Source organism: Microbulbifer mixtoriginis (SeqCode) (genome assembly GCF_052466865.1).
This window is the reverse complement of the sequence record NZ_CP174293.1, coordinates 4,504,073-4,530,173: the sequence shown is the minus strand read 5'-3', so window position 1 is coordinate 4,530,173 and position 26,101 is coordinate 4,504,073. Positions and strand designations below refer to the sequence as shown.

The 26,101-nt window shown below is 47.9% G+C and carries 26 protein-coding genes; 8 read left to right on the top strand and 18 right to left on the bottom strand.

Annotation, left to right across the window (positions count from 1 at the left end):
- Positions 1–35 precede the first annotated feature (35 nt).
- The 7 genes from ACJJJA_RS20395 to ACJJJA_RS20365 all read right to left on the bottom strand — a co-directional run bounded on the left by ACJJJA_RS20395 (position 36) and on the right by ACJJJA_RS20365 (position 6,533).
- Positions 36–1,139 (bottom strand): agmatine deiminase family protein, encoded by a 1,104-nt coding sequence (locus ACJJJA_RS20395; protein WP_444903221.1) that lies wholly within the window; start codon positions 1,137–1,139, stop codon positions 36–38.
- Positions 1,140–2,203: 1,064 nt separating this feature from the next.
- The gene (locus ACJJJA_RS20390; protein WP_444887267.1) at positions 2,204–2,410 is read right to left on the bottom strand and encodes a hypothetical protein; all 207 of its coding nucleotides are present in this window, start codon (positions 2,408–2,410) and stop codon (positions 2,204–2,206) included.
- A 15-nt stretch (positions 2,411–2,425) separates the two neighbouring features.
- Complete coding sequence (locus tag ACJJJA_RS20385) at positions 2,426–2,620, bottom strand: hypothetical protein (protein WP_444903220.1); 195 nt, start codon at positions 2,618–2,620, stop codon at positions 2,426–2,428.
- A 701-nt stretch (positions 2,621–3,321) separates the two neighbouring features.
- The gene (locus tag ACJJJA_RS20380) at positions 3,322–3,729 is read right to left on the bottom strand and encodes a hypothetical protein (protein ID WP_444882845.1); all 408 of its coding nucleotides are present in this window, start codon (positions 3,727–3,729) and stop codon (positions 3,322–3,324) included.
- Between the two features lie 35 nt (positions 3,730–3,764).
- Positions 3,765–4,268 carry a GNAT family N-acetyltransferase gene (locus tag ACJJJA_RS20375; protein ID WP_444903219.1) on the bottom strand — a complete coding sequence of 168 codons (504 nt, stop codon included), beginning with the start codon at positions 4,266–4,268 and terminating at the stop codon, positions 3,765–3,767.
- Positions 4,269–4,624: 356 nt separating this feature from the next.
- Positions 4,625–5,290 carry a replication protein P gene (locus ACJJJA_RS20370; protein WP_444903218.1) on the bottom strand — a complete coding sequence of 222 codons (666 nt, stop codon included), beginning with the start codon at positions 5,288–5,290 and terminating at the stop codon, positions 4,625–4,627.
- Complete coding sequence (locus ACJJJA_RS20365; RefSeq protein ID WP_444889336.1) at positions 5,202–6,533, bottom strand: DnaT-like ssDNA-binding domain-containing protein; 1,332 nt, start codon at positions 6,531–6,533, stop codon at positions 5,202–5,204. Before ACJJJA_RS20365 ends, ACJJJA_RS20370 begins: the two co-directional genes overlap by 89 nt.
- A 216-nt stretch (positions 6,534–6,749) precedes the next feature.
- Here ACJJJA_RS20365 and ACJJJA_RS20360 point away from each other — a divergent pair, with 216 nt between their 5' ends.
- The 4 genes from ACJJJA_RS20360 to gbpA all read left to right on the top strand — a co-directional run bounded on the left by ACJJJA_RS20360 (position 6,750) and on the right by gbpA (position 12,627).
- Positions 6,750–8,993 (top strand): heavy metal translocating P-type ATPase, encoded by a 2,244-nt coding sequence (locus tag ACJJJA_RS20360; protein ID WP_444903217.1) that lies wholly within the window; start codon positions 6,750–6,752, stop codon positions 8,991–8,993.
- Positions 8,993–9,361 carry a cupredoxin domain-containing protein gene (locus ACJJJA_RS20355; protein WP_444887260.1) on the top strand — a complete coding sequence of 123 codons (369 nt, stop codon included), beginning with the start codon at positions 8,993–8,995 and terminating at the stop codon, positions 9,359–9,361. Before ACJJJA_RS20360 ends, ACJJJA_RS20355 begins: the two co-directional genes overlap by 1 nt.
- A gap of 230 nt (positions 9,362–9,591) precedes the next feature.
- On the top strand, positions 9,592–10,431 hold the full coding sequence (locus ACJJJA_RS20350; protein WP_444887259.1) for a DUF417 family protein: 840 nt from the start codon (positions 9,592–9,594) through the stop codon (positions 10,429–10,431).
- 684 nt (positions 10,432–11,115) lie between these two features.
- Positions 11,116–12,627, top strand: coding sequence for an N-acetylglucosamine-binding protein GbpA (gene gbpA, locus ACJJJA_RS20345; RefSeq protein WP_444903216.1), 1,512 nt, complete (start codon positions 11,116–11,118; stop codon positions 12,625–12,627).
- 96 nt (positions 12,628–12,723) lie between these two features.
- On the opposite strand, the gene ACJJJA_RS20340 is transcribed toward gbpA, so the two are convergent.
- The 3 genes from ACJJJA_RS20340 to ACJJJA_RS20330 all read right to left on the bottom strand — a co-directional run bounded on the left by ACJJJA_RS20340 (position 12,724) and on the right by ACJJJA_RS20330 (position 14,534).
- Complete coding sequence (locus tag ACJJJA_RS20340; protein WP_444903215.1) at positions 12,724–13,323, bottom strand: macro domain-containing protein; 600 nt, start codon at positions 13,321–13,323, stop codon at positions 12,724–12,726.
- A 32-nt stretch (positions 13,324–13,355) separates the two neighbouring features.
- The gene (locus tag ACJJJA_RS20335; protein ID WP_444903214.1) at positions 13,356–13,781 is read right to left on the bottom strand and encodes an N-acetyltransferase; all 426 of its coding nucleotides are present in this window, start codon (positions 13,779–13,781) and stop codon (positions 13,356–13,358) included.
- 141 nt (positions 13,782–13,922) lie between these two features.
- Positions 13,923–14,534 (bottom strand): TetR/AcrR family transcriptional regulator, encoded by a 612-nt coding sequence (locus ACJJJA_RS20330; RefSeq protein WP_444903213.1) that lies wholly within the window; start codon positions 14,532–14,534, stop codon positions 13,923–13,925.
- 138 nt (positions 14,535–14,672) lie between these two features.
- Between ACJJJA_RS20330 and ACJJJA_RS20325 the strand changes: the two genes are divergently transcribed.
- The 3 genes from ACJJJA_RS20325 to ACJJJA_RS20315 all read left to right on the top strand — a co-directional run bounded on the left by ACJJJA_RS20325 (position 14,673) and on the right by ACJJJA_RS20315 (position 18,138).
- Entirely contained in the window at positions 14,673–15,749 is a 1,077-nt protein-coding gene (locus ACJJJA_RS20325) for an MBL fold metallo-hydrolase (protein WP_444903212.1), read from the top strand.
- A gap of 211 nt (positions 15,750–15,960) precedes the next feature.
- Positions 15,961–16,755, top strand: a complete 795-nt coding sequence (locus ACJJJA_RS20320) for an SDR family NAD(P)-dependent oxidoreductase (RefSeq protein ID WP_444903211.1) — start codon at positions 15,961–15,963, stop codon at positions 16,753–16,755.
- A 543-nt stretch (positions 16,756–17,298) separates the two neighbouring features.
- Positions 17,299–18,138 carry an alpha/beta hydrolase gene (locus ACJJJA_RS20315; protein WP_444903210.1) on the top strand — a complete coding sequence of 280 codons (840 nt, stop codon included), beginning with the start codon at positions 17,299–17,301 and terminating at the stop codon, positions 18,136–18,138.
- A 170-nt stretch (positions 18,139–18,308) separates the two neighbouring features.
- Here the strand turns inward: ACJJJA_RS20315 and ACJJJA_RS20310 are convergent, their stop codons facing one another.
- The 8 genes from ACJJJA_RS20310 to ACJJJA_RS20275 form a co-directional block, all read right to left on the bottom strand.
- Positions 18,309–19,220, bottom strand: a complete 912-nt coding sequence (locus ACJJJA_RS20310; protein WP_444903209.1) for a copper resistance protein B — start codon at positions 19,218–19,220, stop codon at positions 18,309–18,311.
- Positions 19,221–19,510: 290 nt separating this feature from the next.
- On the bottom strand, positions 19,511–19,972 hold the full coding sequence (locus ACJJJA_RS20305; RefSeq protein WP_444905266.1) for a copper resistance protein B: 462 nt from the start codon (positions 19,970–19,972) through the stop codon (positions 19,511–19,513).
- Positions 19,973–20,305, bottom strand: coding sequence for a hypothetical protein (locus tag ACJJJA_RS20300; protein WP_444903208.1), 333 nt, complete (start codon positions 20,303–20,305; stop codon positions 19,973–19,975).
- Entirely contained in the window at positions 20,302–22,050 is a 1,749-nt protein-coding gene (locus ACJJJA_RS20295; RefSeq protein ID WP_444903207.1) for a copper resistance system multicopper oxidase, read from the bottom strand. Before ACJJJA_RS20295 ends, ACJJJA_RS20300 begins: the two co-directional genes overlap by 4 nt.
- Before the next feature lie 9 nt (positions 22,051–22,059).
- Entirely contained in the window at positions 22,060–22,551 is a 492-nt protein-coding gene (locus ACJJJA_RS20290) for a DUF411 domain-containing protein (RefSeq protein ID WP_444903206.1), read from the bottom strand.
- A 115-nt stretch (positions 22,552–22,666) separates the two neighbouring features.
- Positions 22,667–23,005, bottom strand: a complete 339-nt coding sequence (locus ACJJJA_RS20285) for a hypothetical protein (protein ID WP_444903205.1) — start codon at positions 23,003–23,005, stop codon at positions 22,667–22,669.
- Between the two features lie 179 nt (positions 23,006–23,184).
- Positions 23,185–23,982: an oxygen-binding di-iron domain-containing protein gene (locus ACJJJA_RS20280; protein WP_252083385.1), complete on the bottom strand. Its 798-nt coding sequence runs from the start codon at positions 23,980–23,982 to the stop codon at positions 23,185–23,187.
- Between the two features lie 13 nt (positions 23,983–23,995).
- Positions 23,996–24,439 (bottom strand): pseudoazurin, encoded by a 444-nt coding sequence (locus ACJJJA_RS20275; RefSeq protein ID WP_444889350.1) that lies wholly within the window; start codon positions 24,437–24,439, stop codon positions 23,996–23,998.
- 264 nt (positions 24,440–24,703) lie between these two features.
- On the opposite strand from ACJJJA_RS20275, the gene radA reads away from it, so the two are divergent.
- The gene (gene radA / locus ACJJJA_RS20270; protein WP_444882823.1) at positions 24,704–26,098 is read left to right on the top strand and encodes a DNA repair protein RadA; all 1,395 of its coding nucleotides are present in this window, start codon (positions 24,704–24,706) and stop codon (positions 26,096–26,098) included.
- The last annotated feature ends 3 nt before the right edge of the window (positions 26,099–26,101 follow it).

Here is a 26,101-nt window from a genome sequence, read left to right as displayed (position 1 = left end):
TTAAATATCCGTTAATCACTTTAAGTTAAGAGCAGTTAAATTTCCGGTTCCTGTTGGGTTGTACAATGTATACCTCCACCACCGGCTGCTATGCCATCAATATTAATTTGTATAATATCGCGATTAGGAAATGCTCTTTGTAATTTTCGCTTGGCTGAGGCATCTGCATAATGATCGCCGAACTCAGGGGCTATGACCGCGCCATTGCAAACATAGAAGTTAATATATCCAGCGGCGAAATCCCTGTTGTCAAACCGCTCTCGAACTATTGAAGGTGCCTCTAATACAATAACTTCTAATTCGCGGCCACTGGCATCCGTTACAGAGCGTAGAATCTCAAGATGCCGCTTTGTTACGGCGTGATCGAAAGAGTTGGGATCGGGATCAAAGCCGGCAACAACTACACCTGGGTGTACGAAACGGGCATAAAAATCTGTATGTCCGTCAGTGATATCCATATCTTTAATGCCAGGTAACCAGATAATTTTCTCTAGACCAAGAAGCTGCTTTAATTCCCGTTCGCATTGTTGCTTACTAACACCTGGGTTACGGTTATCGTTGAGCACACAACTCTCGGTTATGATCGCGGTACCATACCCATCAACCTCTATCCCGCCGCCTTCGAGTATCAGGTTAGTTTGGATACTGGGCACACCGGCCGACTGAGCAGTGAATGCAGCAACCTCTGCATCATTATCAAAATCCTGCTTTTCTCCCCAACCATTGAAGTTGAAGTCAATAGCCGCTTTATCACCGTTTTCATTTACAATAAAAACGGGGCCTGTATCACGTATCCACAAGTCATCTAGAGGGCAAACAACTAGTTCGATCTTATCTCCCATTAGTCGCCGGGCAAGTGGGAGGTCTGCTTGTCGAACCAGCATTGAAACGGGCTCGTACTCCGCAATCGTCAGCGCAATTGTTGCCAAATTCTGCTGGACTTCCCTCAGGAGTTTCCGTCCCCAAATTTTGCGGCTTGCACCAAAGGCCATCCAAGTACGCAGGTGAGGCTCACCCTCATCTGGCATGTACCAAGTACTTTTACTATTCATTACTGCAAATGACTCCTTGGTGCCACTCAGTAGAGAGGCTGCAGTAAAAGCACCTAGAACCTTAACGAAATTACGACGATTGGTCATAAAGTGACCTCCCTTTCTTGACACAAATGATGCTACTGAAGATGATAAGTTGTTTAAAAGGATATCAGGTTAACTAACCCATAGCAGTAACCTATGTATATTTGCCTCTTTTATGGCTACCAATAATTCACAATAAGTATAAAGTTCACAATCATCATAAAAAAGTGATTCATTGCTTCTTAAAATACGCAATTCAGAGTCATATGTGTTTGAAAGTGTTGGCCAGTAACGTTTTTTATCAAGTAACTCAATATCTAATGGAATAAATGCCTATGAATGCTCGATTATCTTAGTTCTTATTTCACCTAATGTCGGTTTTAATAGATCATATAGTTTACCTAAGCTATTCCATAAGCAACCATGTGAGCAGTAAGGCTCTTGCTGAGTATCATTAAATGACAGATTTAATTTCCACTCTAATGCTTTTTTGCAACAGATGCCAAAACTATTATTGTGAATTAATGTTGAAGTTCATGTCCAAGGGTCAAACATATCATTCCTTTTTTTGTAATACTTAAAATTGGTCATTTTATTGTTAGTTTTTTTCTGTAGGCATGAAAAATATACTTTTTAAATTGCCAATTTATTCACGGAGGATTTTCAAAGCCTTAGGATCCAGATAGGGTAAGCTTTAAACATAGAGTGTTGTTTATGGCTTAAGTAGCAGGCTTGCTGGCATCTTTGAATTGTTATCTTATTCTTGTCTGGTAGAGGGCGCTTAGATGAAAGTTGTTTTTTATCCTCTCAATTTATTTAAGCTTTTCTTTAAGGTTGCATACGGCGATCTTTCCGAGATCTAAATAACTTCCTGATGCTCAAAATCAGTTAATAAGTCTGACATTATTTGATACAGTCGCATACACTTTTTTCGTCATGATATTATGTGGTGTCTGAAGCTGGAATAAGCATTATCACAATATCACTTTCACTTATTAACTAGGCCGAGCCCTCTAAGTCCAACTTAAACTGCCAGGAACTTAGGGGGCTTGGTGTTGAAATTTTATGCTCGGATGAGTATCGTTAGGGGGTGACGGCTATAATTACAGCTAACCATTAATATATATTTACCATCCACTAACACTATGTTTTTCGCCTACTTTGGCGATCATTCGTATCTGTTGTTTTCCACCTTCAGATCTCTTGAATACTAAAGAGCTAACAGAAACTTCATAGGATTGCTCTCCAGTCATCTTTTCTATAACTTCAGTTAAAGATTTTTCGAGATCTTCTGCAGAAATACAAATTAAGTCTTTATTTCTATCTAAATCCATTGTCTACCTCTATTCTCACCAGTTGTTACAATCAATTTCTATCGTAAATTCAATAGCATAATCATCAGAGCATCCCCCTGATGCGTATTCGAATAGACTTATGTAAATTGAGTGAAACTTAGAACCTGTAATTTTCTCTAAGTTTTGCCTTAACTCTGCTTCTAATCTTCCTGGTGAGAGGGACTTTAGTTTTTTAGGATTTTCTTCCATAAATAAATCCATTTAACGGGAAAAGGTCATAAAATATTTAGCTCAATCATTACTGGTGTAAATTTCACCAGTCGGTATACCCTACAATAATATGTCCTCATTGTGTATGTGTTCAATTCAAAATTACAATTTATTTTGTTTTTTTGTATTTTATCTCAATGTGATAGTTTTTAAGTCTAAGTTTTCGTGTCCATCTTTGAGTTGTGTATGCATACCTCTTGGCAATCCCTCGACCTTGATCTCAATACCGGACTCCGAGAATTTACCCTTTGCATACATTTCTATAAATCTGTTTGCCAACTTATGCCCATCATGAAGATGTTTTTCTGGCCAACCCACCAGGCTAATGTCGGGCATTCAAAATATTCGCATCCCCCTTGGATGTAACCAAATTCCATCTTTCTCCGGAGATTACATTAGAAAAGCATGTTTTTGTAAAGAAGGTCTCCGTGGTTCAAAAAAAGTATCTGACCACTGATCAGGCGTTTAGAGCCTAGCGTTTTGAAAGTCTATTACAGCACCCCCCTTTGTTCTGTAATGACTTCAATAATACCAATGGTGTTTTTTAGGTACTTAAGTGATTGTACGTCCTTAAACTCACCTGGCACTATGGCCATACTGTTAGTTTGTATTGTTTTTTGATATAACTCCGGTGATTACGTTTTTAGTAGTTGCCCATTGTTTCTGGCGGTAACCAAATTTTAGGTTATGACTCTGGTGTGCCATTGCTTCATATCCTTTATCATCGCCTTGTAAGTTTTATCATTAGTTTTGATTGTGCTGCGACATTCCATATTGAATAAAACAATTTTCTTTTTATTTGTAGCTACTTTGCCTGTGTCGATGTCTACTTCCAGGATGGCACTTTCTAGTTGCGAAATGTCAATACTGTCTTTTTTGCTTTGATACTTAAACCAAGATTTAATCTGCTTGGCTATATGTAGATCTACGGCGCCAGAAATAGAATGATGAGCTTCGCCCGAAAGAATATTTACAAAGATAGTACCATCTGGTAAGTCGGACATCATTTCTAGGTCATTGCTCATGCGCCAGCCGAAAAACATTTTACAAACTATATCTGCATAATGATTTAATCGCTTCCTACGCATTTTTTTAATCCAATATTCATTGCTGGTATTTTTTGTCACTCCGTATTTTGTAATGTAATTGACATTTCATGCCAGCTAAGCCCGCCATGATCAGAATCCGATTTTCCAAGGTGTATAAAGCCGTATTTGGCATACATGCCAACAAGTTCAGCCTGACATATAAGGTAAATTTTTATTTTCCCTATATCCCGCATGGACTCAATAAATCTCTCCATTAACGTACTTGCCATGCCTTTCCCTTGATATTTAGGGTGAACTACCACAGACATGATGATAATGTTCTTTCCACTCGGATCATGGCCTATTAATTCTTTGAAGTTTTCATCGGATAGTTCAACCTTATGGGTTGCTCCTGAATTAATAAAACCAATAATTTCCTCACTGTTTTCTATAAAGAGAAAACCATCAGGGTAGGTCTTAATTCGCTTTAAAATTTTTTCTGTAGTTGCGGCCTCGTTACCGGTATAGGATACAGACTCAATCTCATAGCACCTATCCAGATCTAGCTCATTTGCAGTGCGAATGTTTACTTTAGACATTTTCGATTAATAGTCCTAAGAAAAAACATTTATATGGTGATTAACAGGACCTCTACCACCTTGATTTCTATTCCAAACGCATTTCTGCGCTAATGTCTCCCAAAAAACATAATAAATCAATCTGCCACTTCTAAATGGTTCCATGGTGCATACCAGAGGCTGATAGAGCAATAAATCTACAATTCTTTAAGTTTAAGAGGCGTTCTACCTTTTTGCGGAGGCTCGATAAAAAAAATGATCAAGGTGATCTAAATCTTTCAGTAGATTCGGTCATATTTTTTGAGAGTATGTGGGGAAATAGGAGTGTTGGAGGGGGAGGACGCTAAGGGTATTCCCTAGCGCCGGATGAAGAAGATTTAAATACCTAACTCAGCCCTCAAGGCTGCCATTTTTTGCGCATTCTCTTCTTTGGAAAGCGGGGTGCCGGGGTTTTCTTCCAGCTTTAATTGTTCCGGGGCGCTGAGTTTTTCTCCTTGCAGTACGCGTGCACAAAGTTTGCGGTAGTGCTCTACAAATACCGGGTAGGCGATAGATTCTGGGTTGTTGGAGAGAAAATACCAGTTGGATTCACGCCCGGCGTGGTAAACCGCTGGGTGGCTCCAATTGTGGTTGGTTTTGGGGCTGGGCGCATTGCAGGCTTCGCGGTAGGCGGCGCGGGCTTCTGGCAGGCCGTTTTCGCCGGCGGCGCAGAGCTGCAGCATTTTGTGAACTGTGGGCAGGTATTCGCTCTGCAGTATCGCGCGCTTTGCGCCCTGCATAATATCCTGGGCTTCAAAAGCGGCCAGCGCTTCGAGCCACAGGCGTTTTGCGTGATGCAGGGTTTCGGTATCCGGAAATGCGGCACTGAACTGGTTGTGGTAATTCAGTTTAAACAACGCGAAGACTTCGTTAATCGCGCGCTTTTTTTCGTTCAGTAGTTCCTGATCTTGCGCATTACCAGTTTGTGTCTGTGAGTATGTCGCCGATTGAGCGGTCGCGGGTGCGCTGGTTTGCGCTGTTGTGGGCGTCTTGTGGATTGCCATAAGAGTTTCCTATTGCCAACTTGTTGCGCTCTGCCCATTGATGGCGAGCGTGACGCACAAATACGGCGTCCCAGCTTTTGCGCGCGGCGTTTTGGCCGCGCCAGTAAATAATAAATTCCGGCACCAGTGATAGGGCGAAGTCACGCTCTATCTCGCACTGGTTCACCAGGTGGCTAAGGCAGTCACCGCCGGGCTGCCAGTTGCGCGCTATGGGTTTGGCTACCGGGTTTTTCTCAATACCCTGGCAGTAGTAGGCCCATTCCTCGCGAGCGTACTCAATAAACAGCTCGCCCCAGCGCGCGCTGTGGCCACCGCGCTCTGTCCACTTGTAAATAAATTCCGGCAGCAGTTCGGCGGCAAAGCGCGGGTTGATTGCCAGGCGCTGTAGCTGTTCCCAGGTATGTTCACTGGGTTGCCAGTCGCGCGTCATGGCAGTGGGTTTGCGCTTTTCAATAAATGGAGTTTCCTGTTTCTCCCAGTCTTCCATGATCCAGTCATTGAATTCCAGATCCCAGGAAATGGATTGCTTGCCGCTGGAACGGTGGTAGTCGAGGAAGCGCTGTAGGCCGCGGCTGACAAATGTACTGGGTACCCCCTCGTCGGCCAGTTTGCGCAGGGTGTCGTTGTTCGGTTGCCAGTTATCCGGCAAGGCCTGCTTGCGCTGGGCAGTAGCGCGAAAGGCTTCCCATTTGCTCTTTACCTGGCGCAGGAACAGTGAGCCAAAGGAGTGGCGTGGCTCGGCTCGTTCGCGCCAGTAGGTGACAAACTCCGGTAGCTGCTCCCGCACAAAGTGTTCCGGGATACCGAGCTGGCTGATGCGCGCCATAGTTTCGGCATCCGGCTGCCAGCTGGGGGCAATGGTGTTGGCACTGCGATTGGCTGGTGCCGGGGTGCGGCTCGGTTCCGGGGTTTGAGCCAGGGCTGTAGGGCGGCGGTGTTCACTGGGCAGGGTGAACTTGAGGACTTCACTGCTACCGAAAGGAGCTGCGCCCAGCATCAGGGCGCCCTGATTGCGCAGACTGGTGGCTACCCGCTGGATATCTGCTGCCTGCCAGAACGGCAGAAGCAGATAGAGTTGCTCGCCGGTGGCGGTAAACCAGTCCCGCCCAGCGTAGGGCTCCGCGGGCAGGAAAGGTATCAGGTCGCCCAGGGCGGTGAGCAATACCGCTTCCTCCAGGCCAACAGTTGAGGCCAGAGTCGGGGAGATACTCAGGGGTCTTTCGGGAAGCAGGGGGTGTTTCATGGCGCGATAATAACACTCCGGCGTGGGGCTTGCGCGGCCTTTACAGTGGCTCTTTATGGCCTGCTTTTGCCAGAGCAAGGCGCGCCAGTCCAGCCGCTAAGCTGAATAATGGCGACCCGGAAATAGTGCAGGGAAAATTATGGCTGTAACCCGTTGCCTTACCCTTGGGGTAAGGTTGTAACTTTGTCGCCAGAAACGGTATTGCGGGAGAGCATTATGGCGAGAGAACAGCAAGCAGCGCAGACACTATTCCGCCTCAGTGGCGTGAGCTGTGCCGGCTGTGTGAATAAGATTGAAAGCGCCGTGCAGGGTGTTGCGGGGGTTCAGGATGCCCGCATAAACTTGGCCGATAAAACCCTTAAGGTGCAGGGCGCGGCGGCGCCGCAAAGTTGTATCGAGGCGGTGCGCCAGGCGGGTTATGACGCCGAGGTGGCCAAGAGTAGCGAGCGCCAGCGGCGCGAAGAGCAGCGTGCCCAGGAAGAGCGCCACTATCACCAGTTACTGTGGCGCTCCGCTATCGCCCTGGGTGTGGGCCTGCCGTTGATGGCCTGGGGCCTGATCACCGATAAGATGTCCGTCAACAGCTTCGCAGATCAGCTGGCTTGGGGCGCCATGGGGCTTATTACCCTGGCGATTCTGGTGTTCTGTGGTGGTCAATTTTTCAGCGGGGCCTGGAAAGCGCTACGCCACCACAGCGCCACTATGGATACCCTGGTGGCCCTGGGTACCGGCACGGCCTGGCTTTTTTCCATGTTGGTGGTGCTGGTGCCCCACCTGTTGCCGGAAGCGGCGCGCCATGTGTACTTTGAGGCCAGCGCCATGATTATCGGTCTGATCAGCCTGGGCCAGGCACTGGAAGTGCGCGCTCGCGGGCGTACCAGTGCGGCGGTGGAGAAACTGCTGGAGCTGCAGGATACCTCAGCGCGGGTTCTGCGCGACGGTAAAGAAGTGGATCTGCCGATTGAGCAGGTTCAGGCCGGTGACCAGTTGCGCGTGCGCCCCGGAGAAAAGATCCCGGTGGATGGCGTGGTGCTGGAGGGCGGTAGCCTGGTGGATGAATCCATGCTCACCGGCGAGCCGGTGCCGGTGAAGAAGGGCGAGGGGGACAATCTGGCTGCCGGCACCCTGAACAAGAACGGCAGCTTGCTGTTCCGGGCGGAAAAAGTGGGGGCGGACACCCGCCTGGCACAAATTATTGAGATGGTTAAAAACGCCCAGGGCTCTCGGGTGCCCATTGCGCGCCTGGCAGACAAAATCTCGGCCATTTTTGTGCCGGTGGTGATGATCATCGCTGTGGTGGCGGCACTGGTCTGGTTCAACCTGGGACCGGATCCGCGCGCCGCCCATATGCTGGTGGTTCTTACCTCGGTGCTGATTATTGCCTGCCCCTGCGCCCTGGGGCTGGCTACGCCCATGTCGGTGATGGTGGGCGTGGGTAAGGGTGCGGAGTACGGTGTGCTGGTGCGCAACGGCAAGGCGTTGCAGCAGTCCTGCAATCTGGATGTGCTGGTTGTGGATAAGACCGGCACGCTCACCGAAGGCTCACCACGCCTCACCGATATCGAGAGCGAAGGCGATAGCGATGAGTTACTGCGTTTGCTGGCGAGCCTGGAACAGGGCTCGGAGCATCCGCTGGCTGAGGCGGTTGTGACTGCGGCCCATGAGAAAAAGCTTGATCTACAAAAGCCCAGTGATTTCGAAGCCATTACTGCACATGGGGTGATGGGGGTTATTTCCGGTAAAAAGATACTGCTCGGTAACAGTAAGTTAATGCAGCGGGAAAATATTCCCCTGGGTGACTGGAAGGCCCGCGCCAACAATCTGGCGGAGGCAGGGCGTACGGTGATGTATGCGGCAGTGGATGGTGTACTGCAGGGAATTATCGCTGTGGCTGATCCGATTCGGGATGATGCCGCAGCGGCCATAGCCCGTTTGCGTAAGTTGGGCTTACGCCTGGAGATGCTGACTGGTGATAACCAAGCCAGTGCCGAGGCCGTTGCCCGCCATCTTAAAATCGATAAAGTGCACGCTGAGTTATTGCCGGAAGATAAAGAGCGCATAGTGGCGCAACTGCAGAAAGACGGTGCGCGTGTGGGCATGGTGGGAGATGGTATCAATGATGCCCCAGCACTGGCTCGCGCCGATGTGGGCTTTGCTATCGGCGCCGGTACCGATGTCGCTATCGAAAGTGCCGATGTCACCCTGATGCGTTCCTCCCTACATGGAGTCGCCAATGCGGTGGAATTATCGCGGGCGACTCTCGGCAATATCAAACAGAACCTTTTTGGAGCCTTTATTTATAACACCCTAGGTATACCCATCGCCGCAGGGGTGCTCTTTCCGCTCACCGGCATGTTGCTGAGCCCGATCGTGGCCGGTGCCGCTATGGCACTCTCCTCGCTCACCGTGGTGAGCAATGCCAACCGTCTACGCTTCTTTAAGCCCTCGGAGGTGCACTAATGATTGCGACCCTGGTAAATACCATCGGAGTACTGCTAATTATTGCCATCATCTGGTGGTTCTGGCTGGGCCCGAGGCGCGGTGCGGCAAAGACAGTGGCGGTCAGTGAACAACTGCAAATACTGGTCAAAGATGGGGTTTATGAGCCGGATCATATTCGCCTGCCCTCGGGTCATGCCGCCACGCTGCATTTTTTACGGGAAGATCCCAGCCCTTGCTCCGAGTGGGTGATTTTCCCCGATCTCGAAATCAGTGCTGAGCTAGCGCTCAATAAAGAAACCACGGTAGAAATCCCTGCGGCCAAACCGGGAAAATATCCCTTTAGCTGCCAGATGCAGATGTATCGTGGGACACTTACCCTGGAATAAAGTGAACTCAACCGGAAGAGGTCAGTTTATTTTCTGAGAACAAGTCAATTAAGGTGTAATTTTTTCCAGTCAGGACCGACAACATTAATAGGTCTTCAGGCACTTCCTTCACAGCTAACCCGATTTAGAACACTTAATGGGTCATCGGAGCATAGGGAAGTGCCCGGAGGAGACAGAGGGGAAGCCACTAGGTTTTCCAGAAGTGCTATTTACGATTTGGTCCCTAAATAATGAACACCTTTTTGCAAAAAACTTCTAGGGCCCTGCTGGGCCTTTCATTTACATTGATTGCTGCTGCCTTGTTTCTTGGCCAGAATGGGGGCTTGGCCTCCATTTTCGGATTTTATGGCGTTAATAGTGAGGCGGGCTTGCATATCGTAAGAATTGCCGTAGCGCTACTCTTTGCGGTAGCTGCGGTTGTAGCCCTGCTATCACTGTTAAAACCACAATATATTCGCCCTCTGGCACTCCTGATTATATGTATATCCTTGGTCCCTCTATTAAGTCTCTTCGGAAGTGCGCACTGGATCGATAGCCTTGGTGGGTTTCCCGCTATTGGCTCCGGGCAGGGCGTGATCAAGTACTTTGCCCTCACAGCGATTGGTCTGACACTGTTGAGCTGCAGTGCCTGTCAGTCAATGCGCTATATCTGGCTGAACTATTTACCGGTGGGGTTGGTTCTGTTGTGGATTGGCGGAATGAAGTTCACTGCAATAGAAGCCCAGGGTATTGAGGCCCTGGTGAGTAGTTCACCCTTGATGGCATGGCTCTATAATTTCTTTAATATACAACAGGCCTCCAATCTGATTGGCATTTATGACTTGATCGCTCTGATCATTCTGGCTTTGGGGTTAGTCATCCGGCCCCTGTTTTGGCCGGGGATACTGCTCTGTGGTGCGGTGTTTGTAACAACTCAGACTTTTCTGTTCAGCTATCCCGGAAGCTGGCAAAGCCCTGGAGTTTTGGCCTCTAGTGGCATATTTATTATTAAAGATCTTTGGTTTATCGCCAATCTGCTAATAATGATCGATATCCGTAAGCACCTAAGTCACTCAGTTACCGGTAAGTAACAGGGTTGCGTCTAATCTTAGATATTGAGGTGTAAAGAATAGTATTTTTAGATTTTGGAGCATAAATGACTCCTTTGGCAGTTGGGCCTTGAGGGTTTCATTTCCTTCTGCCCCTGCCTCTCAGTAGACCTTTTATGGCGGCATAACATATGGATGATTTAATCTTTTTGCCCTTTAGCCAGTTTTTAGAAGACTCGTCTACTGAGTGAATATGTCTAGGTAACACAGGGATGTGTAGCTTTATGACTACTAAATAAAAATGAGGTGTTTATTGGTCTTCTAGTCTTGATTATTTTTTTAAGAATAATTCCTAATTTTTAGTCATATATTCAGAGAGATTTTCTTGCTGTCTAGGTAGTTACTTCCCGTTGCCTATCTGTCTAGATCTTTCTAAATATTTATATGCGGTTTTTATTTTTCTTTTATCAGGACAGTAAGTTTAAATAGAAATTCCCTTAAATGAATAATTTATTTCTTTCTCAAAATGGCGGTATGGCTTTTGGTGACAAATTTTCACTATGTTTGCATAATTGCGAAATTATTTGGAACCGTATCTAAAGGTCAAAGTCCATTAACCTGACAATAACGCCTCACAAGTATTTTTTAAATAAAGCGATGTTTACTTGGTCGGGCAAAAATAAGGAAGTAAATAAACCCAGGAAGGAAATCGCACATGCATAAATAATGGCTGTTGATATGACTTTACGAATGAAAAAAGCAGTTTCGTCACTGAAGAAACCTGCATTAAACAAAACTCTATTGGCGATGATTCTGGTGGGGGTCAGCTCTAATACAATTGGCCATGGCTACGTAGAAGAATATGGTGGAGGTGTGGCATCTGCGCGGGGTACTTTATGTAAATACCCTCTAGCCTCTACAGGTCAAAAAAACATAAATTGTGGAGCCGTTCAATGGGAGCCGCAAAGTGTTGAAGGGCCGGAAGGGTTTCCAGAGAGTGGCCCTGCTGATGGCATGATCGCTAGTGCCGGTAGTAATGTATGGTCACCATTAAATGAACAAACTGCTGACCGCTGGCTGAAAACTCCCATAACTGCTGGTAAACAAACTTTTAAGTGGCACTTTACCGCGAATCACGTAGCTCGTGACTGGAAATATTATATTACCAAACCGGATTGGAACCCCAATCAACCATTATCCCGAGCTTCATTTGATTTAAATCCATTCTGTACTATTGATGGAAATAATCAAAAGCCACCCATTGATATGCATCACGAATGCGTGGTTCCTGAGCGAGATGGGTACCAAGTTATCCTTGCCGTGTGGGATGTGGCTGATACAGCCGCGGCCTTTTACAATGTTATCGACGTAGAATTTGATGGCGATGGCATACCCGAATCAGAATGGAATCAAGGTGGAACAATTAATCCAACACAAAACTTAAAAGTTGGCGATAAAGTTTCCACACGTGTTTATAGTAGCAGTAATGAAGAGCCAGTTTATGCAACAGTGCTGGAAATTGCTACTGATGAGCAGGGTATGGCTAATAACTGGGCACATGACCTTGCAACCAAAATCAATCAAGAACAGACCAGTATTCGCGCAGGCCAGTTTAATGGCGAAGATCAATTTAGCCCTGTCTTTGGCTCAAACCCAATATATTTACAGGATGGCAGCGGTTTAGAGCGTGTTGAAATTCATTATGAAATCAATAGTCCAACACCAGATTATGATTTAAATGTGTCAGGACTTGAGGATATGTACACAATATCTGATGATCCACTCTCACTACAGCTTGCTCTCACCGCAAAAGGAAATATCAGGGCTGAGCTAAAAGTCTTGAACCATGCTCGTGAAACACTGGCTAATTATGAAGTCAACATGAGTGACGGTCAGAGATTAGATAGGACTTTGACACTTTCAAAGTCTGAACCTGGCCATCATATGCTCGTTATTGTGACAAAAGATATTGATGGCAATTTGATTGATCAAACTACACAAGATTTCCACTTGATGGAAGACGAAACTTCTCCACCGCCAGCAGGTGACTACGACTTTGTTTTCCCCGAAGGTCTAAAATCCTATACGGCAGGAACTAAAGTAATGGGCAGTGATGGGAATATTTATCAATGTAAGCCCTTCCCTAATTCTGGCTACTGTGTCCAGTGGAGCAGAAGTGCAAACCAGTATGAACCTGGCAGAGGTAGCTACTGGCAGATGGCCTGGGAAAAACTATAAATCCAACTAACCAAACAAGGCCCCACTAGGGGCCTTTTTGTATTTTACGATGTGCATTACTTACGTTGAGCTACTCCAATAGGGCACTGGCTCTATTTAGTATGTGATTTGCAGTTTTCTATGGGTTTCATGAATTTCTTTAAAGCTGGGAATTCTAGGAGGTTTGGATAAGTAATTGTAGGCTGCTCGCATATGGCCAGCACAACGCCTAGCCGGTAAATTCCCAATGCCAGTGCCCAAGCCTGGGCAAACTATGGAGTTTATCTTCTTCGTGGGGCCTGACTTATTGAATAGTTTTACTGAGTTTAAAATGGCCCTGAAAGCATAGTAGGCATTCATGGTATTTGATATGTCCTCAGGAGTACGCATAGTGGGGGCAGAAATCATGTAAGGCCAGTTGGCATTCGAGGTTGAAATCACTATTGCTGATCCAATGGGCAGTTCACCATGAAAATCAGATTTAATTCGCTCTTGTAACTGATCTTCCACCTCAAACCCTAATTCATTTCTAATCGGCAGGTCGAGGCCTCCATCCATAATTCCAAAACTGTTTGCTGGGCTTACCATTGCATCGGCAGGTTTTGAGAAATAATCACCCTCAATAATTTCAAAAATCTCAATATCACTAAAAGCCTGGTGCCATGCTTGAGTCAGCTCTTTTGATTTGTCGATTAAATATATCTTGTCAGGGAGCATTGTCTTTTACTTATATTTTGGGGGTAGGCACTTTATATCTTTGTGCTCATCAAGCACTCAATATGTCCCGTATGATTATCTACTTGCTCTTTTTGTGAGTGAAAGCCTTGAGATAGGTAAAACTGATAGCTATTAACATTCTCTTTGTAAACCGTTAGGTTTAACGGGTTTCTCTGTGATTTAGCGTGTGCTATAAGCCGTTTCCCAATGCCCTGGCCTTGGAATTCTGGATCCACAAAAAGCGCGGCTAAAGTATTGTCAGCTAGAGAGTAAAAGCCATATATCTTTGAGTGTATATCATAGATATAGGTTTCTGAGTTTGGTATATAGATATCGCGCATATTACCTATTTGAGACTCCCAGAAGTCAGCTGCGATAAAATTATGTGCCCTAATGGAGGCTTTTAGCCAAATATTTAAGATGGGCTCTATGTCGTTTGGGTTGTAGCTTCTAATCATTGTCAGTATATATCCTGAGCCATTAAACCTAGGCTCAATAGCCTAAGGGAAGATTAATACGATATTGACATACCTGATTTATTTTTGCAGTTGAGTTTCCTGGGGAATCCTGATTGCTATTTAGAGCTGCCAATCAGAGTATTAAACCTGATAATGACTCAAAAACATCTCCGCAGTACGCTCCGCCAGTGCGGCTTGTTCGGTTGAGCTAGGCGGGCCGGAGAGTTGTAACATTTGTGGCCAAAAACAGCTTCCCTTAATTAAGTTGTGTATCTGCCCGCTGGCGATTTCTGGGTCCAGTGGCTTCAGTCGGCCATCGGCTGCGGCGGCTTTAATCCAGCGTTGTACGCCGGTTTCATGGGCTTTGTATTTTTCCATTTCCTGACGCAGGGCTTCCGGCTGGTGGAAGAAGTAGTCGAAGGCCATACGGTTTAGTTCAATATACTGCGGGTTGCAGATAGTTTTAATTTCCAGCGCCAAAAGCGTGTGTAGTTGAGCATAAAGGTCGCTATCCGGGTTGTAGTCACAGCCTGGGGACTGGGTTGCCTGCTGCCAGAGCTCGCCAATCAAAAACATTACCAAGGCTTCCTTGCTGGCAAAGTGGTTATATACCGTGCGCTTGGACACCTGGGCACGTGCTGCCAGCTCATCCATACTGGTTCCCTGAACGCCCAGTTCCTGAAAGGCCTGCTTAGCGGCATCAATAATGGCCTGGCGCTTAATTTCGCTTCTGGTCAGCTTCTTTTCACTCATGTGACTCTCGATATCTCTGCTTGCGTCAGGAAAGCTACCTGGCGGGGAATTAATCTAAGTGATTAATTTTACACTAACTGGTTTACTTTTTCTTCTACCGAAAATAAACTGTACTGTATAGTTTACTTGGTGGCATCTATGAAGAAGCGCTGGTGGTTATTGCTAGGAGTGATAGGTATGTCCGTTGGTCTATTTAATAGCTGTGCTACACAGCCGCAAAAGTTTCAAAACACGGAGACCGTTTATAAAGCGGGGCTGGGTAAGATGGTGGACATCATTGCAGCCTATGCCCGTGCTGAGAGGGCGGCACCGGTACCTAGAGCACCTCTTCCGCTACAGACGATCACAAAGGAAATACTCACAAATAATGAGGGGCAGCCCACGATCTATCGCCTGGGGCACTCATCCGTTTTGATCCATCTTGATGGGGAGTTTGTGCTTGCTGACCCGGTATTCAGTGAGAGGGCTTCACCAGTACAGTGGATGGGGCCGAAACGTTTCCATCCGCTACCTTTGTCTCTACAAGATCTGCCGGCGTTAAAAGCCGTAATAATCAGTCATGATCACTACGATCACCTGGATAAAACCAGCGTGCGCACCCTGGATAAGAAAGTTGAACGCTTTATTGTTCCTACAGGGGTAGGCGATTACTTACGGGGATGGGGGGTCGCTTCAGGCAAGATTATCGAACTGGCCTGGTGGCAGTCCTTTTCAATAGGGAGTCTGCAATTTACGGCCACTCCGGCGCAACATTTTTCCGGGCGCGGCCTAACTGATAGGGATAAAACTTTATGGGCCAGCTGGGTAATTGCAGGGCACGAGGCACGAATCTTCTTTAGCGGTGATAGTGGTTATTTCGGTGGCTTTCGGGAAATCGGGGAGCGCTTCGGGCCCTTTGATCTAACCCTGATAGAAACCGGTGCTTACAACGATCTGTGGAGTGAAGTCCATATGCTACCGGAGGAGAGTGTGCAGGCTCATTTGGATTTGCGTGGCCGTGCCATGGTTCCTATCCACAACAGTACCTTTGATCTTGCCCTGCACGATTGGTTTGAACCCCTAGAGCGCGCGTCAATGGCCGCAGAAGCTCATGGGGCAACAGTTCTTACGCCTGTTATCGGTGCTCCGGTGAATGTGCTTACGCCCGCCCCGACACAGGCCTGGTGGAGGAAGTTTACTGTAGAGGAACAGGTTGAGCTGGCTACTCAACCATAAAGACGGTCTTGCCAACTCAGTTGAGTATCTTTCGAGAGGGAAATGCAGATGGATAAACAATTTATATTGATAACCGGAGCTTCGTTGGATATGGGCAAGGGCTCTGCCTGAGCACTGGCTATAAAGGATTTTGTCTGCACACCTGCCCGATGTCGGGATCGAATGGGCGACCTAAATAAATAGGATTTGAGTTGTATTGGGATAGTAGTAAATGAAATCAAAGACTGTTTTAGTTACGGGAGCTTCTTCGGGAATCGGCGAAGCATTTGCGTATGAATGTGCTAAAAGGGGTGCAAACCTAATTTTGGTTGCTCGATCTGAAGACTCCTTATCGAATATCGCAACAAAAATTAATGAATTATACCCAGTAGATACAAGCTTTATTCCTATGGATTTAAGCGTAGAAGGATCTGCGCAAAAGCTCTTTGATAAAACTAAAGAGATGGGTATTGAAGTTGACATTCTCATTAATAACGCAGGTTTTGGCAAGTGGGGAAGCTTTGAAAGCTTCACTCTTGAAACCTATAGGGATATGTTGCAGCTCAATATTAACACCCTTACAGAGCTGTGTTACTTATTTCTACCAGAGATGAGACTTAAAAAAACAGGCGGTATCATTAATGTTGCCTCTGGAGCAGCCCTGATGCCGGTACCTTATGCTGGAGTCTACTCTGCATCCAAAAGTTACGTACTGAATTTTTCGGAAGCTCTGCACAATGAACTACAAGGAACCGGTGTAACAGTAACCTGCCTTTGCCCCGGTGGAACCAAGACAAACTTTGCTGAGGTGGCGAATAATCAAGTCAAGGTGGATGAGAGTATTTACGAAACTGCTGAGTACGTCGCTCAAATAGGGCTAAAAGCATTCTTCTCCAAAAAAAGTTATGTACTGTCAGGTAAGCAAAAATGGGCACTTGTTTTACTTTCTCGACTATTGAGCCGAGCGCAGCTGCTGCGTCTATCTGGGAAAGTATTTAAGCGTATTGTAAGTAATGAAAAGACATAAAATTCTGCTGTTTTACTAGAGCTAGATTATTCACTTCGACCCTATTGATAACCTGGGAGTATTATATTCCTGCTGACTCTGGTGCGTCAGAATACTGGGTTGCCGCTGAGTGGTATTTTTACGCTTCAGTTAGTAAAGGTTGCCTAAATTTCCGGGGTTAAAATGGTGATTCAATATTTTCTTGTAGCGGGTAACAGTAGTTTTGGATATTGGGTTTAGGCTATTTGAGAATCGAGTGTGTCGCCATATTCAACGTATAGGATAAAGATTAGAGTGGATCCTGGGTAAGTTGTCTTAAAAGATACAATGACGTCTTATTTTGCAAAATTGCAGGATGTTGTGTTGGTTTATCTTTACTTGAGGTTATGAAAGGCTGCAGTCCGCGAGTTTTTTGTTTTTAAATAAATGTGAGTTTTATGCCTATCTGTTTACATGGCTATTAATTATTGTGTCTAAGTTGACATTATGGTTTGCTCTGAATTAAAAACTGGGGTGTCGCTGATTGCATTGGTGATAGTAATTTCATTCAGGTAGGGAAAGTTTATGCGAATATTATTGTCAACGATTGTTTTTATACTTGTTGTTTCTGTGGGGGCGGTGTCTGCAGGAACTGCCGAGCCAGTCTCTTTTACTCGTGGCGAAATATTGTCTTTTCATTACCAGTCAGACCTCTTGGCGCGTCAGTATCAAATTGATGTTCTATTGCCTAAAGAGTACGATCCCGAGAACGATACCGTTCAATATCCAGTTGTTTATATGGTGGATGGTTATCTCGATTTTCCAATGATGGCTCCAAATTTCTTCAAGCAGAGTGTAACAGGAAAGATTCCGGCTTTTATTTTTGTGGGCATTGATTATGTTGATGATAGTTTGGGGAAGTTACGGCGTCTCGATTTGACGCCAACTGCTGTGGAGATGGATGGGGAAGTTCAGGGGGGTGGTGCGAATCAGTTTCTTGAGTTTATTAACAAAGAGTTAAAGCCCTTTATTAACAATACTTTCCCTGCTGATCAACAGGATCAGACCTTTATGGGGCATTCTTTAGGGGGATTGTTTGCTCTTCATACTTTGTTTACTCAGCCAGATAGCTTTCATCGTTACATCATAGCAAGCCCTAGTGTCTGGTGGGATGATAAAGTGATCCTTGCCAAGGAACGATATTATGCGGAATATAATGCAGATATGGATAAGCATATATTCATGTTTGTCGGTAAGGAAGAAGGGTCTATGGTGAAGGACATGAAACAACTTGTGCGCAGGTTAGATTCGCGCAATTATCCTAGCCTTAAATTGTCGAAAAAAGTATTTAAGGGGGAGAATCACCTAACGGTTCCAGTGGTGGGTTACAATTTCGGAATTAGGGAAATATTTAAAGAAGATTAACGCTTTAGCTGCTTGGCTGACTTTTTTTGCACCTCTGCGAATTATTCTTGCCATCCTGTTTGATGTTGGGCACATAAAGATTTAAGGTTCATAGGGTGAAAATGGTAAATTTTCAGAGGTGCCGCTATTTTAATAGTGCCAATGTTCGCTAAGGGGGAATGATCTTTGGTTTATAACCAAGCTCGAAACCCCAGAACCCACACGGTATCGTATACTTTTTCTCCCTCTTCGCGTTCAAAGTCTGCAGTTTTTCCGATATTGCGATATTGATGTATGCCAATATATGGGGAGAATTTTGGATGAAATTCATAACGTAAACGTATGCCAATTTCTATTTCAGATAGACCAGACCCTCCGTCTGAACTTTTGTCATTTTGCCCAAAAAAATCAAATTCTGCACGGGGTGCTAAACTGAACTTTTCTGAGAGTTTAAATGTATAAACTCCTTCTATGCGAAGGGCAGTGCTGCCGCTTCGACCAAGGAAAAATACAGCGTCCATTTCAAATGAGTAGGGGGTCTCGCCAATAATACCAATTGCAAACCAATTGCGGCTGGTATTCTCCAGGTAAAAATCATGACGAATTCCTGCGAGAATATTCCAATTAGCAGAAACTGCGTGGCTGTAAATGCCCCATAGCTCATTCTCCTCGGTCTCCCCGTTGGAACGCTCGTAGTCTACTTCTGCGGATAGCTTACTTTGGTCTGTACCATAGCTGATGTCCCCCTCAATGGTGGCTCCGTTATTACCTTGTAATTCAAATTGATCAAGGCTGAGCTTGGCGATGGGTTTGTCTTCTCCTAGGGTTGCATCATTGTTACTTCCAGATGTGGAGTGATACTGAAGGCCATGATGTAAATCCTCTTGGGATTGTCCTTCGATAGCCAGCATCCCCATTAGTAAGGAAATAGTAATCGCTGGAGTTATTGATACTTTACGTAGAAGAATTTCACTTGCGTATCGTCTGGACTCCCGTTTACCCCATATAGGCTTGGTGCGACCTATGAGGTTCAATGAGGAGAAATCTTGCTGCACATATGGTGAGTGAATAAAGTGTAGAGCTGAAGTGTTTATGTACGACACTTTTTGCCCTTTCTATACCATTTTTTCCTGATGTAATAATTTCATACAATTAATAGAAGTTGTTTCTGTATTCTGCCATTTTAAAAATTTTGAGTTTGCTTGTTGTAAGGAATATTTACCAGTATAAGCATATTGCCTTTCTAATCTTTCAAATTTGATAAAATCTCTCTATTAATGAATCCTAAGAAAAAGTGTGAATTGCGACTGTAAGCCAAGAAAAATTCTGGTTTCCTGCTGCATTTACTTGGCGGATAGTTTGTTGTGAACAGAATTTTTTATAGAACCGGGAACTAAAACCAGGCGCGAAAACCGACAACCCACACGGTGCTATATACCTTTTCCCCTTCTTCACGGGCAAAATCTGCGGCATTGCCCACAACTCGTTCATGGTGAACGCCGATATAGGGGGAAAATTTAGGGTGAATTTCGTAGAGTAGGCGCAAGCCTATTTCTATTTGAGACAATCCACTGCCACTGCCAGCGATTTCATCATTTTGGCCAAAGAAATTCAGCTCCAAGCGCGGAATAAGGCTCACTTTTTCTGCGAGCTTTGCATCATATTCCCCTTCCAGGCGAAAAGCTGTACTGCCGTTCCTTCCCAAAAATAGCACTGCATCCATTTCTAATGAGTAAGGGGTTTCTCCAACCAGCCCAATCGCCAGCCAGTTGCGGCTGGTAGTTTCCCGCTGTAGGTCGTGTCGGAAGCCGGCGAGGAAATTCCAATCTTTGGAAATGGACCGGCTGTAGACCAGTCATCGCTCATTTTTTTCCGTTTCTCCTCCTCCCCGCTCAAAGTCTACTTCCAGCACTACTTTATTGACGTCATCTCCATAACTGAAATCGCCTTCGATTGCCGCGCCGTTCATACCGCGCCGTTCGAATTGGTCAAGGCTGAGTTTGGCTACCGGCTTGTCCCCCTCCCCGGCCATACCATTGTCCTCTCCAGCGACTGATCCTTCTGAGGGGGCTTGGAAGCTGTGGTGCTGGTCTTCCCGATTTTGCGCTTTAGCTGCTTGAAAACCCAGTTGCAAGCACAGGGTAACAATTATTATCACTGTCGCTTTGGTACAGAGAGTGCGCCTCATACCACGCGCACCTCTCGGAAAATACCGTATGTGCGATAAAGCATTTGGCAGTGTAATGCCCAGCGCCCCCGGGTATCGGCATTTACTAGGTAACTGATCTTGGCACCGGGCTGCACCATCACCGTGTGCTTGCGAGGTAAATACTCTCCGTCACCAGTTTCCAACTCACTCCATAAACCGTGCAGGTGCATGGGCTGGGTGAGTAGGGTGTCGTTCACCAGAGTGATACGTAGACGCTCGCCATAAGCCAATAATATTGGTGTGGCGTTTTTATATTTAACACCGTCAATGGACCATAGGTAACGAGCTGGATTACCGGTGAGATGTAGTTGTAGTTCTCGCTGCGGTTGGCGTTGGTCTAATGATGGTGTGAGACTGCGAAGATCCCTGTAGGTTAGGATGCGGCGGTTGTAACGCTGCTGGTGTTCACGGAGTCCAACACCGGGATCATCCATTCCATTTTGGGGAGCGAGCGCGCGCAGGGCTACGCCATGCCCCTTTTCTGTTGGCTGGTGGATGATGGGGCTATGGCTTCCCAGGCCAGCGGGGGCCAGTTTGGCATTGCCTTCTTCTGCAGTGGGCTGTCTATCAGCAGCTCTAGCACCACTGGCACGGGTGAATCCCATATCGCGCTTATCGAGAATAGGGATTGGATCCATGGGAGGAACTTCGGCAGAAAGACTCTGAGCGGGCGTTAAGGTACCGCGAGCGTAACCGCCGCGATCGATCGCCTGGGCAAAAAGGGTGTAGGCTCTGTCGCCACTGGGCCTAACTACCACATCGTAGGTTTCCCCAGTACCTAGGCGGAATTCATCCACTCTCACCGGCTGAATATTCTGGCCATCAGCAGTCACCACGGTCATATCCAGATCGGGAATGCGTAGGTCGAAGATTGTCATGGCAGAGGCGTTGATAAAACGCAGCCGTACTATCTCACCGGGGGCAAATAGGGCAGTCCAATTGTCTTCCGGAGTTTGTCCATTGATCAGGTAGCTGTAGGTGTAGCCTGTGACATCAGACACATCTCGATCAGACATGCCTGCGAAGTTCCATGGGTGTCGTTCACGCCAGGTTTGCTCTATGCCTTTCGCGCGTACATCTCGCCAGAGATCTGTGGTGGTGCGGTGGCGGCGCCGGTTGTAATAGTGGCCATCTTTCTTCAGGTTTGAATAAATCCGCTGGGGGGATTCATCGCTCCAGTCGGAGAGCAACACTACATAGTCCCGGTCATAGGTCACCGGGTCTTCCCCAGCTGGATCGATGACGATAGCACCGTAGAGTCCCTGCTGCCTCTGGAAGCCGGAGTGACTGTGATACCAGTAAGTTCCGCTTTGTGTGACTTTAAAGCGGTATCGAAAATTTTCCCCGGGCCTAATACCGGAGAAATTGAGCCCTGGTACACCATTCATAGGATTGGGCACCCTGATGCCATACCAGTGAATCGAAGTGTTTTTATCTAATTGGTTAAGGACATTGAGAGTGACAGTTTGCCCCTCGTGCCAGTGCAGGATTGGGCCGGGAATAGAATCGTTAACTGAAATTGCGTTGCGGGGTTGTCCGGTCAGGTTGACTGCCCTTTGGTCTATCTGCAGGGAGAAATTCTCGCCAGTTAAAGTCGTGGGAGGGGGGACTCGCGCCCTGGCGGGGGTAGGGGAGCCGGGCAGGCCCAGCAGGGCCAAGCCGGCGCTGATTCCGGTTACAAAGGTGCGGCGCGAAACCGAGCCGCACCGCGGAGGTTTTGTCATCGACAGTCCTCAGAACTGTTCTCCGGCCGCGTTGATTTCTGCATAAACCACGCTGCTGCCGTCCTTGTTTAACTGCATTACCTGGTAAGGGGTAAAGCGATCGCCCATCTCCATGCCAGGGCTTCCGAGAGGCATACCGGGCACAGCCAGCCCCAGCGCACCCTTAGGCGGACTTTGCAAAAATTGCTGAATCAGCTTGGCTGGCACATGCCCTTCGAAAACATAGCCTTCCTTGGACACACTGGTGTGGCAAGACTGGTAGCGGGGTTCGATTCCGTGCTGTTTTTTGACGCCGTTGAGGTCATCGACATCCTTTGCCACCACTTCGAAGCCGCTGTTGCGAGCGTGGTCCACCCAAACTTTGCAGCAGCCACAGGTAGCGGATTTATAGGTAGTTAGGTTCTGCGCTTGAGGTTCTTTGGGCTCGGTGGGTTCGGCACAAGCACTGAGGGCTAATGTGGTAACAAGCGCGGCAATTGCGGCTAAAAAAGATCGGTACATGGAATTACTCCTGTCATTCATATCAACTGACCCACCACATCGTCAGTGCAGCATAGGTGCAGCTAGTGGCGGGCAAAAAAGATTTATCGGCGAAGTTTACTGCTGGAGCCGAGGCTCAGGTGGCAATAGGAGGCCGCAGGGCGCTTTCCGGGTCGGGGGAAGGTTTAAATACTGTGTAAGCTGTTGCCAGGGAAATTGGCCGCGAAAAATTCGGGATATTGGCGGAGATTACGGCGAGGCTATTGCTCAATCCCGGGCAGCAGCCGCATTCGATACCACAGTCACCGCGGTGCTCACTGTGGCAATCATCGGCTTTATCGGCTTCGCAGTGGCCCTGTTCGCTAATATCCATGCTCAGCATATCTGCAGGTTCCGCACAGGGCACGGCCGATGCCAGGCCGGCAAAGGCCAACAGCAGTATCAGCAACAAGGTGCGAAGGTAGGCAATGTACATAAAGCAGGCCAGGAGAAGTATGTCGGTCAGTGTATGTGTGGGCAGCAGGGGGCGCAAGCACAGCGGGAGGTTGGAGGAGGTTAAGGGAAAGCGTCCCGCTCTCCCTAGGTTTTTTATGCCTGTATTGATTCGGAGCCTACAGGGTTATCGCTTGTAAAGACTGTCCTTTAGACAGGTCTTTAGGGTTTCCTCAGCGGCAAGCGATAGTCCTGATGTCGCAGCAGATCGGGTCCACATTCCAATCGCTCCAACCAGCTCAGGAAGCCTCCCTTAACTTCCTCAGAGGCAAAATACCCGCCGTGTTGAGGCACAATCATGGCTGGGTTCAGTTCTCGCACCATTTTCACCCACAGACGACAGGCCCAGTTGCCTCCCATATAGCGCTGGTGGAAACCTTCCATGGATGGAATATGCGCATCAAAATCGATGACTTCGCCCTCCTCTCCACCGAGAGAGGCGCCCACGTCACCGGAAAACAGGATGCGGCTAACCGGATCGTAGAAACTGAAGTTGCCGCAGGAGTGCATAAAGTGTGCGGGCAGGGCCCAGATTTCGCTGTCGGCAAAAGGCAGCACCTCGCCCTTGTCACTGATGGGAATGATACGGTCCTGCCAACGTTCACTACCGGCACGCGAGGCGACAAAGCCAGACACTAGGTGGGGCAGGAAGCGCGACCACAGTTTGGATACCGCTACCTTGCAGCGCGAGTGCAGCATCCAGCGTGGCAGTGAGGCAATGATGTCCGGGTCCTGGTGCGAGGCCAGGATATATTCCAGATCGCTCAGGTTCAGGTGGCGGCTGAGTTCAATGGTTAGGGGTGTGTAGGTGAGATCACCGCCGGGATCAATTAGCGCACCTTGGGTGCCGCGGCGAATCACAAACTGGTTGGCCTGCACTCCATCGCTGCCATTCTGTTCTTTAACCAGATCGCAGAAACGCGCAACCAGGTGAGGGCCTTGCTCAAATAAAATGTCCACGCCGCGGCCTCTCTTATTTAATTAGGTCAAGGTACTGGCTGAGGCGCTCCTTGTTGACGGCGATACGTTCACTCATTCCTTGAGCGTGTTTCTTGGCATCTTCCAGGTTGCCGGCCTGGCCTACCTGAATTACACCGACCATGCCCAAGGGCAGGTGCGGATCGCACTGGTACAGGTAAACGCCTTCCTTATTCAAGGTCACACTGACTTTCTCACCCATGCCGCCATTCCAACTGTCGCCCTCGGCTGGGGAGAGTACGGAACGGCTGTTGTGTGCCATATCGGTGGGCAGGAAGGTGACAGTATCGCCCACTGCAACGTTTAGGAACGCGGGTTCGAAAGTCATCATGCCGTCCTTGCCCTGGTTCAGCATCTTAACTTCGTGATCTGCTGCCAGGGCGGACGTCGAGGCCATGACGAGTGCGAGAAGCGCACTGCGAAGAGTAATAGACGACATATTTACTTCCTGTTTTGAGTAGTCGGTGATGTTGTAATGACTCTGCCTATAGGAGGAGGCGAGACGCGCCGGATATTAGCCCGGTGAAAATACGAAGAATTGATCTAGATCAATCGCGCAGACCCCAGAGAAAGTGGGAAAAAGTGCCAATACACCACTTGGGTAAAGGAGAGTCATATCTGTCTGTTAAGCGCTGCCCGTTGAAGGGAGATAAGGGGTAAACTGTGCGCCAATTTGACTGGGTGACGCTTTGGGGGAATAACCTTGGCTGCTAAACGCAAAACTGCCTATGTGTGCAATGAATGTGGCGCTGACTATACAAAGTGGGCGGGGCAGTGCAGTGCTTGTGGTGCCTGGAACAGTCTCTCTGAAGTGCGTTTGGGGCCGGAGCACAAAGACAGCCGCGCGGCCAATTTCACCGATGCCCAGAGTGGCTATGCCGGCGCCGCCGGTGCTGGCAAGGTGCAGAAGCTCTCGGAAATCGACCTGAGTGAGCTGCCGCGTATTCCCACTTCCGCCTCGGAACTGGATCGAGTGCTGGGAGGTGGTTTGGTGCCGGGTTCGGTGGTGCTGATCGGCGGTCATCCTGGGGCCGGTAAATCCACGGTATTGCTACAGACTCTGTGTCACCTCGCTACTTCAATGCCGGCGCTGTATATCACCGGTGAAGAATCTCTTCAGCAGGTGGCTATGCGCGCCAAACGCCTGGGCCTGCCCACTGATTCCCTGCAGCTCCTCAGTGAAACTGATGTGGAGCGCATCTGCCTGGCGGCAAAAGAAGTCAATCCACGCGTGATGGTGGTGGACTCTATCCAGGTGATGCATATGAGCGATGTGCAGTCCGCTCCGGGCTCGGTAGCCCAGGTGCGTGAGAGTGCTGCTTACCTGACCCGCTTCGCCAAGCAGACTGGTACTGCGCTGATTTTAGTGGGCCATGTCACCAAAGACGGCAGTTTGGCAGGCCCCAAGGTGCTGGAACATATTATTGATTGCTCCATATTGCTCGAAGGTACTCACGACTCTCGCTTCCGCACCCTGCGTGCCCATAAAAACCGCTTTGGAGCGGTGAATGAGCTGGGGGTATTTGCCATGACCGAGCAGGGCCTTAAAGAAGTTTCTAATCCCTCCGCTATTTTCCTGCAGCGCGCCGAGGAGATTGCCGCGGGATCGGTGGTGACTTCCGTGTGGGAGGGCACCCGTCCGCTGCTGGTGGAACTGCAGGCACTGGTGGATGACAGCAGCCTCGGTAATCCGCGCCGGGTAGCGGTGGGCCTCGACCAGAACCGCCTGAATATGCTGCTGGCGGTGCTGCACCGCCATGGCGGCGTCTTGGTCGGCGATCAGGATGTGTTTATCAATGTGGTAGGCGGCGTCAAGGTAATGGAAACCAGTGCCGACCTGACTCTTTTGCTAGCAGTTGTTTCCAGCTTTCGCAATCGGGTGTTGCCGCGGGATCTGGTGGTCTTCGGTGAGGTGGGACTTTCCGGTGAGATCCGCCCCGTGCCCTCGGGCCAGGAGCGCCTGCGCGAAGCCGCTAAGCACGGTTTTCGCAAAGCGATAGTGCCCGCCGCCAATCGCCTGAAAAACGATATCGAGGGTATGGAAATGCACTCGGTAAAAACCCTGGCGGAAGCCCTCGCCGTGATCGACATGAGCTGAGTC

Coding starts and splice junctions, on each gene's coding strand:
- ACJJJA_RS20395 (WP_444903221.1), bottom strand. CDS start 1,139: ATGACCAATCGTCGTAATTTCGTTAAGGTTCTAGGTGCTTTTACTGCA.
- ACJJJA_RS20390 (WP_444887267.1), bottom strand. CDS start 2,410: ATGGATTTAGATAGAAATAAAGACTTAATTTGTATTTCTGCAGAAGAT.
- ACJJJA_RS20385 (WP_444903220.1), bottom strand. CDS start 2,620: ATGGAAGAAAATCCTAAAAAACTAAAGTCCCTCTCACCAGGAAGATTA.
- ACJJJA_RS20380 (WP_444882845.1), bottom strand. CDS start 3,729: ATGCGTAGGAAGCGATTAAATCATTATGCAGATATAGTTTGTAAAATG.
- ACJJJA_RS20375 (WP_444903219.1), bottom strand. CDS start 4,268: ATGTCTAAAGTAAACATTCGCACTGCAAATGAGCTAGATCTGGATAGG.
- ACJJJA_RS20370 (WP_444903218.1), bottom strand. CDS start 5,290: ATGGCAATCCACAAGACGCCCACAACAGCGCAAACCAGCGCACCCGCG.
- ACJJJA_RS20365 (WP_444889336.1), bottom strand. CDS start 6,533: ATGAAACACCCCCTGCTTCCCGAAAGACCCCTGAGTATCTCCCCGACT.
- ACJJJA_RS20360 (WP_444903217.1), top strand. CDS start 6,750: ATGGCGAGAGAACAGCAAGCAGCGCAGACACTATTCCGCCTCAGTGGC.
- ACJJJA_RS20355 (WP_444887260.1), top strand. CDS start 8,993: ATGATTGCGACCCTGGTAAATACCATCGGAGTACTGCTAATTATTGCC.
- ACJJJA_RS20350 (WP_444887259.1), top strand. CDS start 9,592: ATGAACACCTTTTTGCAAAAAACTTCTAGGGCCCTGCTGGGCCTTTCA.
- gbpA (WP_444903216.1), top strand. CDS start 11,116: ATGGCTGTTGATATGACTTTACGAATGAAAAAAGCAGTTTCGTCACTG.
- ACJJJA_RS20340 (WP_444903215.1), bottom strand. CDS start 13,323: ATGCTCCCTGACAAGATATATTTAATCGACAAATCAAAAGAGCTGACT.
- ACJJJA_RS20335 (WP_444903214.1), bottom strand. CDS start 13,781: ATGATTAGAAGCTACAACCCAAACGACATAGAGCCCATCTTAAATATT.
- ACJJJA_RS20330 (WP_444903213.1), bottom strand. CDS start 14,534: ATGAGTGAAAAGAAGCTGACCAGAAGCGAAATTAAGCGCCAGGCCATT.
- ACJJJA_RS20325 (WP_444903212.1), top strand. CDS start 14,673: ATGAAGAAGCGCTGGTGGTTATTGCTAGGAGTGATAGGTATGTCCGTT.
- ACJJJA_RS20320 (WP_444903211.1), top strand. CDS start 15,961: ATGAAATCAAAGACTGTTTTAGTTACGGGAGCTTCTTCGGGAATCGGC.
- ACJJJA_RS20315 (WP_444903210.1), top strand. CDS start 17,299: ATGCGAATATTATTGTCAACGATTGTTTTTATACTTGTTGTTTCTGTG.
- ACJJJA_RS20300 (WP_444903208.1), bottom strand. CDS start 20,305: ATGAGGCGCACTCTCTGTACCAAAGCGACAGTGATAATAATTGTTACC.
- ACJJJA_RS20295 (WP_444903207.1), bottom strand. CDS start 22,050: ATGACAAAACCTCCGCGGTGCGGCTCGGTTTCGCGCCGCACCTTTGTA.
- ACJJJA_RS20290 (WP_444903206.1), bottom strand. CDS start 22,551: ATGTACCGATCTTTTTTAGCCGCAATTGCCGCGCTTGTTACCACATTA.
- ACJJJA_RS20285 (WP_444903205.1), bottom strand. CDS start 23,005: ATGTACATTGCCTACCTTCGCACCTTGTTGCTGATACTGCTGTTGGCC.
- ACJJJA_RS20275 (WP_444889350.1), bottom strand. CDS start 24,439: ATGTCGTCTATTACTCTTCGCAGTGCGCTTCTCGCACTCGTCATGGCC.